This is a genomic window from Microbacterium sp. NPDC097977, from assembly GCF_040302605.1.
Lineage (GTDB): Bacteria > Actinomycetota > Actinomycetes > Actinomycetales > Microbacteriaceae > Microbacterium.
The window spans coordinates 1-9,543 of the sequence record NZ_JBEOUR010000100.1; the positions used below are offsets into that span (position 1 = coordinate 1).

Genomic DNA, 9,543 nt, shown 5'->3' on the forward strand with positions numbered 1-9,543 from the left:
ACCGCAAGGGGCGGTTCTGGGTGCAGCCCGGCGGCCATCTCGAGCGAGGCGACGCATCGATCACGGATGCCGCGCTGCGCGAGCTGCGGGAGGAGACGGGGGCCGACCCTGCTCCGCTCGGTGATCGGTTCGTCTACGACCTCGACCACCACGCGCTGTCGTCGGCGTTCGGTCGTTGCGCCTCGCATCTCGACATCGGCGTCGCCGTCGTGGTGCCGGATGGCGCGCCGCTCCGGCTGAGCGACGAGTCCGAGGATGTGCGGTGGTGGGCGCTGGACGCACTGCCGGCCGACGTTCCGCACGGTTTCGAGCAGCGCGTGCTCCGCCTGCGCGATCGCCTGGCTGGCTGAGGTCAGCGCAGCGCCGTCCGGCTCGTGCCCGTCGATTCCAGGCGCACGCCGTCGGGGACGAAGGCGGAGATGAGCGGTGGATGCCAGTCGATCGTGATCGTCACGCGCGCTGAGATGCCGTCCGGTGTCGTCGCGGATTCCCGCACCGCACCTCCGGGCATCGCGGACAGCAGCGCGTCGACCTGCTCGCGGACGCCCTCGTCTGTGAGCACCGCTTGTGCGCTCTCGCCCTGGACGACCAGGGTGAAGCCATCGGCTCCGGCGAGCGCGGCGGAGTCCGCGAGCGCATCGAGGCGCTTCTGCGCGAGGTAGAGATCGGTGGCGCAGACCGTGGCGAAGATGAGAGCGAGGGCGAGCAACGCGTACCCGAGAGTGAGCAGAAGTACGCTGCCGTCCTCGCGGGTGCGGATCACCCGGCACCCCACAGCCGCGAGAGCTTCTGCACCGCGACGCCTTCCACCCGCACGGACGCCGCCTCGTGAAGACCGAGAACCTCCGGCACCAGCGGCAGCCTCACCTCGGTCACGACGGTGACGGTGATCGTCGCTCCCGCCGAGGGGCATGCGACGCCCTCCGGGTCGCACGTCATCGCCACCGAGATCGCATCCGCAGCCATGCCGTACTGGGCCGAGATGTTCGCGATCGCCTGATCGCCTCGCGCCCCGGCCGCCGACGCGTCGGGCGCGTCCGCGATGATCCGAGCCGTATGTCGCGCGGCCGCCTCGGCCCCCATCGACTGCTCCTGGATGGCCCCGAGCGCGAGGATCAGGTACACGAGCGGCACGAGGAGGAGCACCCCGACCGTGATGAACTCCAGTGCTGCCGAGCCGTCGTCATCGCTCATCGAACGACTCCTCCGGCGCATGGGATTCCACCTCCAGAGCCAGCGGGATGCCGAGGAGACCGATGACGGGCAGGGTCGTACGGATCCGCAGATCGACCGTCGGGTACCCGTGCGCGGTGGAACGCTCGACGGTCACCTCACCGGCGTATCCATCGCCGACCGCTCGGGCGATGCCGTCGCGTGCGCGTTGCGCACCGTCCTCCAGGGTCGTATCGGCGAGGGCGGCGTAGTAGGCGCCTTCGACCGCAGCGTCGTGCACCACGTTGCGGACGTACACGGCGAGCGCCAGCTGCAGCACAGCGAGCGTCAGCGCGGTGAGAAGTGTGCCCACCAGCACGAACTCGACGGGACTCGAGCCCCTGTCATCCCCGGTGCGGCGCGGTGTGCCAGGCACCTGGACCATCTCAGATCCCCGAGACCCTCTGGATCGCCTGCTCGAAGAGTGCGCTGAGTGCCGGCCCGGCGACCGCCCAGATCAGAACCACCAGACCGGCGGTCATCAAGGTGACCAGCACCCAACCCGGCACGTCCCCGCGCTCGTCGTCGAAGAGATCACGACTCCGATCGGCAGCACGGCGCCCGCAGGCGCGAACTCGATCAGAGGCGGAAACGCCGACAGCACCCGCAGCACCGTGCGCCTCCCGGACCCGGCCCGACTCGAACGGGCGACCACCCTCGACAGGCTGCGGGTTGGGCGCACCCTTACCGGGTAGATGCGCCTTGGGCGGGCTCAATTGCACGGTAGCAGAGACGCTTGCACCTCCAAAGAGGCGACTCTGGTTCTGACATAGGTGGAATGGAACCAGCACCCACCCCGGCACGTCCCCCCGCTCGTCCTTCAGCAGCATCGGCGATGCGGCATCTGCGATGCCTGATTCGTCTCGTGTGATGTTCATGACGTCCTTTCGTCGTGTGCGCTCAGCCGATGCCGAGCCGGAGGATGAAGAGTCCCGGGTAGATCGCGAAGAGCACGGAGAGCGGCAGGATCAGGAACACCAGCGGCAGGAGCATCAGAATCTCTTTACGACCCGCTTGCTCGATGAGCACTCGTTTCGCATCGCCTCGGGCGTCCCCGGCCTGAGCGTGCAGCACCGCCGAGAGAGGCGCGCCGTGTTCGAGGGCGGCGACGACCTGATCGATCGCCCGAGTGAGCGCCGGCATCTGCACGCGCGCGCCCATCTCCACCAGTGCATCGGCGAGTGGCGATCCCGTCCCCACCGCAAGCACCACACGGCGCAGTTCCGCAGGGAGCTCCCCGGAGCCGATCGCCGCGACCCGCCGCACCGAGTCCAGAAGCCCCTCCCCTGCCGCGAGACACAGGGCGAGGAACTCCAACACGGTCGGCAGCTCGTCGGTGAGCCGAGCGCGCCGCGCGGTCACCCGCGCGCTGAGCAGCACGTCGCAGCCGATCCCGCCAGCCGCCGCGGTGAGTGCGGGCAGCACCACGAGTGGAGGACTCATGCGAGCGGACAGGGCGACCGCGATCAGGCAGACCGCACCCACGGCGAGGCCCGCGAGGATCCAGCCGAGCTGTCGCCCTCGAAAGGTCACGGGTTCCAGCGTCAACCCGGCCTGAACGAGCCGACGCCGCAGCGCATCGGTCCCGCCGAGCATCCGCTCGAACGTCGTCAGCGCGCGGATCCAGACTCGGCGGTCACTCGCCGGCAGCACCCCGACCCGGGGGAGGACGATCGCGGGCAGATCGTCATCCGCGACGACATCGCGCACGTAGGGCGCGATGCGCAGCGTGAGCGGCGATGCCGACCATCGCGGCACCGCTGCGAGCACGCACAGCACCCCCGTGGCGAGGACACCGCCGCCGAGGACGGCGACCGCGAGAGCGGAGAGCGCACTCATCCGAACCACCGCCTCGACTCGGGCAACCGACCGATTCTGATCATGATGCGGAAGGCGATCGCCGACACGGCCGCCCCGAGACAGATCACGATCATGCCCTCGGTGGTGGCGTACGCAGCCGCACCCTCAGGCCGCAGCACCAGCAGCGCGAGGATCACCCATGGCGCCACGGTTCCGAGCACGGCGGCCCCACGAATCCACGACTGCCGTGCTTCGACTTCGCCGCGCAGTGCCGCATCCACCCGTACCGATGACGAGAGCGAACGCAGCACCCCGCCGAGCTCGGTGCCTCCCACCTGCCTCGCCATGCGCAGAGTCTCGATGATGCGATCCGCGATCGGATCCGCCAACGCGCTCTTCAGGCGATCGAGGCTGGTGTCGAAACGCCCGGTCGCCCGCATATCCCTCGCGAACACGGCGAAGGCCGGCCTCATCGTCACCGGCGCCGACTCCGCAAGCCCCGCGACCGCGTCCGGCAGCGGTAGCCCGACCCGGATCGATGCGATCAGCAGATCGCAGACGTCTGGCCAGAGCTGCCGCCGCAACCTGCGCAACCGCATCCTCCGCGACCTGAGGAAGACGATCGGCGCCAGCGCCCCTGTCAGGCCTGCGAGAACTGCCAGAACCGGTATCGCCGTCGCCAGCCATGCCGCGGATGCGGCGGCGAGTGCGATGAGCGCGGAGACCGCCAGCAACGCGCGGGCCGTGGTTCCGCCCAGACCCGCCTCCTCGAGCAGGCGGAGTGAGCGACCGCCTCGCCGCCCCACCTCATCCGGTTCGCGCGGCGGCCAGAACCACGGCGAGAGGCACAACAGGATTCCTGCAGCGAGCAGAGCGCCCAGCAGCACCGTCACCGTTCACCACCGACCCGCCGCAGGTCGGCTCGCCGCCACGTCGCGGTCCGAGCCCCATCCGCTCCCCCGTAGACCGATCGCACGACGATCTGCCCGTCGACCACCTCTCCGGTGAGGGCGAGGACCTCCCGCACGCGACGCACTCCCGAGCCGTCGCGCTCGCAGTGCACGACGAGGTCGACTGATCCGGCCAACGCGGCGACGAGGAACGAGCGCTCGATGTTCCGCCCGGCGAGCAGCGGCAGCAGCGTGAGCTTCTCGAGAGCGTCTCTGGCGGAATTCGCGTGCACCGTGGCGGCGCCCGGCACACCCGTGTTCAGGGCGAGCACGAGATCGAGAGCCTCGGCATCCCTGACTTCGCCGACGACGAGACGATCCGGACGCATCCGAAGTGCCTCCTTCACGAGTCTGCGCAACGAGATCTCCCCCGTTCCCTCGAGACTCGCCTGCCGACTCTGCAGCGCCACGACATCCGGGCCAGCGACCGCGAGCTCGAACGTCTCCTCCACAGTGATCACGCGCTGCACCTCGACGCAGGACGCGAGCAGCGCACCGAGGACCGTCGTCTTGCCGGCGTGAGTCGCTCCAGAGACGATGACCGTCTTACCTGCGCGCATCGACGTACCGAGGAAGTCGGCGAGATCGGCGGTCAGAGCACCGTCGGAGACGAGAGCATCGAGCGTGCGGTATCGCGGCAGGAACTTTCTGATGTTCACCGACCACGAGCCCCGCACGACGTCGGCGATCGCGACGTGCAGCCGTGACCCATCGGGCAGTGAGGCGTCCACGAACGGCTGGCTGATGTCGACGCGACGGCCCGTGGACTGCAGCATCCGCTCGACGAGATCGCGCACCTGGGACTCGGTGAGGTGCAGGTCGACGCGCTGGGCCACCCCTCGTCGTGCCACGTGCACGCTGCCGGGTCCGTTGAGCCAGACCTCCTCGATCTCGGGGTCGTCGAGCAGCGGCTGCAGCGCTCCGAACCCGTTCACCGCGGCGAGCACGTCGCGCACGCACGCCGCCTCGTCATCGATCAGGGTCCCGCCACGGGCGAGGGCCGCGTCATTGAACCGCCGCACCTCGGCGAGCGCGATGCCGTGCGCCGTCTCGGCATCGAGTGTCGGATCGGTGCCCTCAGCGCGAAGGCGCTGCCGGACGCGTTCGGAGACGAGGACGGTCGGCTGGATCACCCGAGCATCCTCGCAAGGATCCGCCTCGGGCCGTCTGAGTTATCCACAACCACAGCAGCGCACCTGCGGGCGGATCCCCAGCATCGGCGGATGCCCCGATCAGTAGACTGATTCCACCGCGCGGGAGTGGTGGAATTGGCAGACACGCAGGATTTAGGTTCCTGTGCCCCAGGGCGTGTGGGTTCAAGTCCCACCTTCCGCACCGATCAGTCGCATGCCGTGCGGCCGACGACGTGACCGCCGCGCAGCGCACTACGACGGGAAATCCATGCATCACGCCGCTCTCATCCCCTGGCTCGACCCCGCCACGATCATCGGCTCGGCCGGCCCGTGGGCTCTGCTGGTGGTGTGCTTCATCGTCTTCGCCGAGACGGGCCTGCTCATCGGGTTCCTGCTGCCGGGTGACACGCTGCTGGTGATCTCCGGGCTGCTGTCGCACCCGATCGCCGGCTCCGAGCACGGAGTCTTCGGCCTCAACGTGTGGATCGTCGCGCTGCTCATCGGACTGTCGGCGTTCGTCGGCGGTGAAGTCGGCTACCTGATCGGTCACAAGGGCGGGCCTGCGGTCTTCGAACGCAAGGAATCGGGCCTCTTCAGCAAGAAGAACGTCGAGCGCACCAACGCCTTCTTCGAGCGGTTCGGCGGCATCACCGTCATCCTCGCCCGCTTCGTGCCGATCGTGCGCACCTTCGCACCGGTCGCGGCCGGCGTCGGTCACATGCCGTGGCGCCGCTACACCCTCTACAACCTCATCGGCGCGATCCTCTGGGGCTTCGGTCTCACGATGTTCGGATACGCGATCGGCTTCATCCCCCCGGTCGCCGAGTTCGTCGAGAGCTACATCGATCTGATCCTCCTCGCAGCCGTCGGCGGCACCGCGCTGGTCACGCTCTGGCACTACCTGTCCGAGCGGCACAAGGCGAAGAAGGAGCGCGAGGCCGGCCACGGCGAGACCGACGCCGTCGAAGCCCAGGAGCTCACGCTCGACGCCGAGGTCTTCGACCGGGCTCCCGACCTCGACGGCGACGGGAAGCACTGATCAGCGTCAGCTGACAGAAGGCGGGCTGAGGATTCAGCCCGCCTTCTTCTTGCTCGGGGCCTTCTTCGTCGTGCTGGTCTTCTCGGCGGGTTCCGACCGAGCGGCCTTCGTCCGCGCGACGCTCGCGCGCAGGGCCTCCATGAGGTCGATGACCTCTCCGCTCTTGGCGTCGCCCTCGGTCTCGCCGAACGTCTCCGACACGTCGAAAGTGTCGCCGGCCTCGATCTTGGCGTCGATCAGGGTGCGCAGCTCCTGCTGGTACTCGTCGACGAACGAGGCGGGGTCGAAGTCGGCCGAGTAGCTGTCGACGAGAGATGCCGAGAGCTCGAGCTCCTTCTTCGAGATGCGCACATCCTCGTCCAGCGACGGGAATTCCGCTTCGCGCACCTCGTCGGCCCACAGCAGCGTCTGCAGCACCAGCACCTTGCCCCGAACGCGGAGTGCGGCGAGCCGCGTCTTCTGTCGCAGCGTGAACCGCACGATCGCGGTGCGGTCGGTCTGCTCGAGCGTCTTGCGCAGCAGCACGTAGGACTTGGGCGACGTCGAGTCGGGCTCCAGGTAGTAGGGCTTGTCGAGCGTCAGCAGGTCGACCTGCTCGGAGGGCACGAACTCGACGACGTCGATCTCCCGGCTCTTCTCGGACGGCAGCGCGGCGAGATCCTCCTTCGTGAGAACGACGGTCTGTCCCTCCTCGACGTAGGCGCGGTCGATGTCGGCGTAGGCGACGGTCTCCCCGCACACCTCGCAGGTGCGCTGGTAGCGGATGCGACCGCCGTCCTTCTCGTGCACCTGATGCAGCGGCACGTCATGGTCCTCCGTGGCGGAGTACACCTTGACCGGCACGTTGACGAGGCCGAAGGTGAGCGCACCCTTCCAGATCGTTCTCATGGCACCAGTGAACACCAGCGGCGGCCGTGGAGGCCAGAGGCTTGACTACGCTGGCGTCATGGTCACGGAGGCGCAGAACGTGCAGATCGACGGGCGTCGACTGCGCGTCACCAACCTCGACAAGGTCGTGTATCCCGAGACCGGCACCACCAAGGGTGAGATCATCGCCTACTACACGGCGATCGCGCCGCACCTGCTCCCGCTGCTCGAGGGTCGTCCGGTCACGCGCAAGCGCTGGGTCGAGGGCGTCGGAGCCGCGGATGCTCCCGCCGACGCGTTCTTCACGAAACAGCTCGAACCGGGTGCTCCGAGCTGGATCCCCCGCCATGCGATCCAGCATTCCGACGGGCCCAAGGAATATCCGCTCGTCGACGACGTGCCGACCCTCGTCTGGCTCGCGCAGGTCGCCGCGATCGAACTGCACGTCCCGCAGTGGCGCTTCGCGGCTGACGGTGCGCCCGGCAACCCCAACCGCCTCGTTCTCGACCTCGACCCCGGCCCTGGCGTCGGGCTGGCCCAGTGCGCCGAGGTGGCCCGCATCGCCCGCGCACTGCTCGCCGACATCGGACTCGATCCTCTGCCCGTCACCAGCGGCAGCAAGGGCATCCATCTGTACGCCGCGCTGCCCGGGCAGCAGACCAGCGACGAGATCTCCTCCGTCGTCAAGGAGATCGCCCGCCTCATCGAGACCGAGCACCCCGATCTCGCCACCAGCACCATGGCCAAGGCCGCCCGAGGCGGCAAGGTGTTCCTCGACTGGAGTCAGAACAACGGCAAGAAGACCACCATCTCGCCGTATTCGATGCGTGGGCGGGCACAGCCGTGGGTGGCCGCGCCCCGCACCTGGGACGAGCTCGAAGACCCCGACCTGGCACAGCTCGACTTCGCGACGGTGATGGAGCGGGCGGAGTCGGGCCTCGATCCGATCGCCGCACTGCGCCCGGATCCGGCCTCCGGAGTCTCGGCCGCGGACAGACCAGCATCCGATCGGGCCGACGCCGCCGAGCGCGTGGCTCCTGCCCGTCACCGCCCGAGGCTCTCCGGGGCCGCGAGCGCGCCGGCATCCGCTGCTCCGGCCTCGGTGTCCCCGATGCTCGCGGAGAACGGCACACCGGCGATCGCCCGCGGCCTCAGCTCACCCTCCTGGGTGGAGGTGAAGTGGGACGGCATCCGGGCGATCGGCACGTGGGCCGACGGACGGATGCTGCTGCATGCCCGCAGCGGCACCGACATCACCGCCCGATACCCCGAGCTCACCGCCGACGGCGCACCCTTTCTCCCCGTCGGCGACGCGATCGTCGACGGCGAGATCGTCGCGTTCGATCGGCAGGGCCGCCCCAGCTTCTCTCTCCTGCAGAACCGGATGCACCTCACCCGTCCCCGGGAGATCGAGCGAGAAGTGGTGCGCACACCGATCGTGTTCATGGTCTTCGACCTGCTCCGTCTCGACGGGCATGACCTCAGCGCGATGCCTCTTTCCCAGCGGCGCACCCTGCTCGACGACGTGATCGCCGACCTCGATGCTCCCGTGCAGGTGCCGCCGGTGTTCGACGACGTCGATGCCGCGCTGGCGGCCAGCGCAGAATTCGGTCTGGAGGGCGTCGTCGTGAAGGATCCCTCCTCCCGGTACCGACCGGGGCAGCGCTCCCCCGCCTGGCTCAAGCTCAAGCACACCAGGACGCAGGAGGTCGTGATCGTCGGCATCCGCCCCGGCAAGGGTGACCGCGAGGGGACCTTCGGATCCCTGCTGCTCGCCGTGCCCGACGCCGGCGACCTCCGCTACGTCGGGCGCGTGGGCACCGGCTTCAGCGACCGGATGCTGCGAGACATCCTCGCGCGTCTCACGCCGCTGCGCATCGATGCGGCACCACTCGACGGTGTGCCCGCGCTCGACGCGTCCGACGCGCTGTGGGTGGAGCCCGAGGTGGTCGGCGAGGTCGAGTTCGCGAACTGGACGCCCGACGGAGTGCTCCGTCACTCCCGCTGGCGCGGGCTGCGTCCCGACAAGTCCCCCGCCGAGGTCATCGTCGAGAGCTGAGTCGTCGTCGAGAGCAGAGTCGTCAGGCGTGGTGCGGTTCGCAGTCCGACTGCTCGGCCGGCTCGATCTGGAAGGTCGAATGCTCGACGTCGAAATGATGCGCGAGGCACGACTGCAGGTCGCTCAGAAGCTTCGCCGACTTTCCGCCCGCGAGCAGCGCAGGGTCGACGCTGACATGAGCGCTGAAGACCGGGGCACCCCGGGTCAACTGCCACACGTGCACATCGTGGACTCCCACGACGCCGTCGTAGTCGAGCAGGTGCTGTCGGATCTCGCTCACCGCGGTGCCCTTCGGTGCCGACTCGGACAGAACCGAGAACACTTCGCGCAGCAGCGCGATGGCCCGCGGGATGATCAGCACGGCGATCATGATCGAGGCGATCGCATCGGCGGGCATCCAGCCGGTCGTGACGATGACGATCGCGGCGATGATCACCATCGCCGAGCCGATCAGATCGCCCATCACCTCGAGATAGGCGCCGC

The 9,543-nt window shown here is 68.8% G+C and carries 12 protein-coding genes and 1 tRNA gene; 4 read left to right on the forward strand and 9 right to left on the reverse strand.

The features are described from left to right. On the forward strand, nt 1-350 hold a 350-nt coding region (locus ABTZ43_RS15880; RefSeq protein ID WP_350539491.1), incomplete at its 5' end, for an NUDIX domain-containing protein. 2 nt (nt 351-352) lie between these two features. On the opposite strand, the gene ABTZ43_RS15885 is transcribed toward ABTZ43_RS15880, so the two are convergent. The 7 genes from ABTZ43_RS15885 to ABTZ43_RS15915 are packed head-to-tail and all read right to left on the reverse strand — an operon-like array spanning nt 353 to nt 5,095. Next, nucleotides 353-763 carry a pilus assembly protein TadG-related protein gene (locus tag ABTZ43_RS15885; protein ID WP_149424204.1) on the reverse strand — a complete coding sequence of 137 codons (411 nt, stop codon included), beginning with the start codon at nt 761-763 and terminating at the stop codon, nt 353-355. Continuing rightward, entirely contained in the window at nt 760-1,194 is a 435-nt protein-coding gene (locus ABTZ43_RS15890; RefSeq protein ID WP_350539492.1) for a TadE family protein, read from the reverse strand. Before ABTZ43_RS15890 ends, ABTZ43_RS15885 begins: the two co-directional genes overlap by 4 nt. Next, nucleotides 1,184-1,597, reverse strand: coding sequence for a TadE/TadG family type IV pilus assembly protein (locus ABTZ43_RS15895; RefSeq protein WP_350539493.1), 414 nt, complete (start codon nt 1,595-1,597; stop codon nt 1,184-1,186). The genes ABTZ43_RS15890 and ABTZ43_RS15895 overlap by 11 nt, the downstream gene beginning before the upstream one ends. 1 nt (nt 1,598) lies before the next feature. After that, nucleotides 1,599-2,090, reverse strand: coding sequence for a hypothetical protein (locus ABTZ43_RS15900; RefSeq protein WP_350539500.1), 492 nt, complete (start codon nt 2,088-2,090; stop codon nt 1,599-1,601). A gap of 22 nt (nt 2,091-2,112) precedes the next feature. Beyond that, nucleotides 2,113-3,051: a type II secretion system F family protein gene (locus ABTZ43_RS15905; RefSeq protein ID WP_350539494.1), complete on the reverse strand. Its 939-nt coding sequence runs from the start codon at nt 3,049-3,051 to the stop codon at nt 2,113-2,115. Then, complete coding sequence (locus ABTZ43_RS15910) at nt 3,048-3,905, reverse strand: type II secretion system F family protein (RefSeq protein WP_350539495.1); 858 nt, start codon at nt 3,903-3,905, stop codon at nt 3,048-3,050. Before ABTZ43_RS15910 ends, ABTZ43_RS15905 begins: the two co-directional genes overlap by 4 nt. After that, entirely contained in the window at nt 3,902-5,095 is a 1,194-nt protein-coding gene (locus tag ABTZ43_RS15915; RefSeq protein ID WP_350539496.1) for a TadA family conjugal transfer-associated ATPase, read from the reverse strand. The genes ABTZ43_RS15910 and ABTZ43_RS15915 overlap by 4 nt, the downstream gene beginning before the upstream one ends. A 120-nt stretch (nt 5,096-5,215) precedes the next feature. Between ABTZ43_RS15915 and ABTZ43_RS15920 the strand changes: the two genes are divergently transcribed. Further along, nucleotides 5,216-5,297 (forward strand) — tRNA-Leu (locus ABTZ43_RS15920). 66 nt (nt 5,298-5,363) lie between these two features. Then, on the forward strand, nt 5,364-6,134 hold the full coding sequence (locus tag ABTZ43_RS15925; RefSeq protein ID WP_350539497.1) for a DedA family protein: 771 nt from the start codon (nt 5,364-5,366) through the stop codon (nt 6,132-6,134). Nucleotides 6,135-6,167: 33 nt separating this feature from the next. Here ABTZ43_RS15925 and ku read toward each other — a convergent pair whose 3' ends face one another. Then, nucleotides 6,168-7,022, reverse strand: coding sequence for a non-homologous end joining protein Ku (ku, locus tag ABTZ43_RS15930; protein ID WP_056420995.1), 855 nt, complete (start codon nt 7,020-7,022; stop codon nt 6,168-6,170). Between the two features lie 58 nt (nt 7,023-7,080). Between ku and ligD the strand changes: the two genes are divergently transcribed. Continuing rightward, a complete protein-coding gene (ligD, locus tag ABTZ43_RS15935) occupies nt 7,081-9,060 on the forward strand; it encodes a non-homologous end-joining DNA ligase (RefSeq protein ID WP_350539498.1) in 1,980 nt (659 codons plus the stop codon). Between the two features lie 22 nt (nt 9,061-9,082). Here ligD and ABTZ43_RS15940 read toward each other — a convergent pair. Beyond that, the coding region (locus ABTZ43_RS15940; protein WP_350539499.1) for a cation diffusion facilitator family transporter at nt 9,083-9,543 on the reverse strand (461 nt) is incomplete at its 5' end.